The organism is uncultured Planktosalinus sp. (assembly GCF_963973675.1).
In the GTDB taxonomy this organism is placed as follows: domain Bacteria; phylum Bacteroidota; class Bacteroidia; order Flavobacteriales; family Flavobacteriaceae; genus Planktosalinus.
In genome coordinates, this window is record NZ_CAXBAN010000467.1 from 1 (window position 1) to 1,668 (window position 1,668).

At 41.3% G+C, this 1,668-nt stretch carries 3 protein-coding genes; 1 reads left to right on the forward strand and 2 read right to left on the reverse strand.

From position 1 onward, the window contains the following. The first annotated feature begins 270 nt into the window (after positions 1-270). Complete coding sequence (locus tag AACY61_RS13395; protein ID WP_339612082.1) at positions 271-765, forward strand: hypothetical protein; 495 nt, start codon at positions 271-273, stop codon at positions 763-765. Between the two features lie 5 nt (positions 766-770). Here the strand turns inward: AACY61_RS13395 and AACY61_RS13400 are convergent, their stop codons facing one another. Together AACY61_RS13400 and AACY61_RS13405 are read right to left on the reverse strand one after the other, a co-directional pair. Further along, the gene (locus AACY61_RS13400) at positions 771-1,205 is read right to left on the reverse strand and encodes an Rrf2 family transcriptional regulator (RefSeq protein ID WP_339612083.1); all 435 of its coding nucleotides are present in this window, start codon (positions 1,203-1,205) and stop codon (positions 771-773) included. A 91-nt stretch (positions 1,206-1,296) separates the two neighbouring features. After that, a partial coding sequence (locus AACY61_RS13405) for a hypothetical protein (RefSeq protein WP_339612084.1) occupies positions 1,297-1,668 on the reverse strand: 372 nt, incomplete at its 5' end.

Consider the following 1,668-nt stretch of genomic DNA (forward strand, 5'->3'; position numbering starts at 1 on the left):
CATAGTAAGGTCTGTCTACCATAGTATTTTGTTTTGGCAAATATAAGAATAAATAAAGACCTTTTTATCTTAATAAGATATTTTATTGCTACCTTTATAGTCAATCTAAGTTGAAAACAAAATCTAAGAAAGCCAGATAGTATTTAATCTTAAGGGGTCCAATCATAGGATTAGAAATCGTGAGGGTAGAGTACATCCTGATTACATAAAATGATAAACCTTTTAAGTAGAAGTATCTGCAACCAGTTCAATTAAATAAAAACAATAAGTATGGATGATGTACACTTACATTTAGCTTTAAACCATTTTCCGGTGATAGGTTTGGTTATTGGAATATTAGTGTTGTTAGTTGGTTTTTTATTGAGAAAAGATCAGGTAAAGGCAACTGCATTAGGAATTTTTATTTTTAGCGCATTGATGGCAATCGCTGCAAATTATACCGGTGAAGGGGCAGAAGACCTTGTGGAAACTATGCCCGGAATCAGCGAACAATACATTGAAACGCACGAAGACAAAGCGGAGGTGTTTTTGACATTGATACTTGTTTTGGGAGGTGTTTCATTAGTCACCTTATTTTTGGCCGTCAAAAAAATCAAATGGGCGGTGTATGGGTATATTTTGGTAGTGTTGCTTGCATTAGCGACTGCTTTTGCTGCCAAAGAGGTAGGAACCAGTGGTGGTGAAATCAGACATTCCGAAATTCGCGCGGATGGAACGGTAAGTAACTCCGTTCCTGAAGAGAATGTCAAAACGGATGATGATTAAAGATGTTATACTTTAAGCACGGTGTCTCCGGTTTCCAATTGCTCAGAAAGTGATTTAAGCGACGTGGTTTCCAGCATAGCAATGATTTGTGTCCGTATGGGTTTAAACGTGTGGTGAATGGGGCAAGGGGCTTCTTCATTACAAGTCTTCAATCCGAGGCCGCAATCTGTAAAAAGGGATTCACCGTCGATAGCGATTACCAAATCTTTTAGTTTGATCCGTTCCAGATCCTTTTCAGGGATAGAAAACCCCCCATTGGGTCCTTTGTTTGATTGCACCAAATTGCTTTTGGCGAGTTGCTGAAGGATTTTGGCGGTAAAAGGGACGGGTGAACCGATGGCTTTGGCAATTTCAGGCAAGACCATGCGGGTGCCTTGCGGCGATTGTGCAGCGATGCATAAAATGGCGCGGATGCCATATTCACAAGCTTTTGAAAACATAGTACAAACGTACGAAAAAAAGTGAATAGTTGTGAGTGGTGAGTAAGTTGCAGTTTAAATGAACTCACCACTCACCTCTACCCACTATCTGCTACACAACAGCACATCCGCCACCGGCACAGGCAGCTTCGGCTTTGAGATCTGTGTCGTCCTCAAATTCCATTACATTGCGCAGGTCGATGCTGTGGAGTTTGGATTCCATAGTATTGAATTCCTCTTCCGAAATATCTGTAAAGGGTGCCTGCTGATAGTTTCCATTGTCAAAAGGCAGTACACTCAGTCCGTTGTAGGAGGATTTATTGTGCCACATCCATTCGCCCACTCTGCCCCATTCATCGGGTTTGATGGAAACGGTGGCTGAGACATTGTTGTCGTTTTCTCCATATCGGTAGCCTTTTTTGATCCATTGTTCATTGAAATTTGCGATGCGTTTCAATAAGTCCATAGTGTCTTCGTGGCGGGT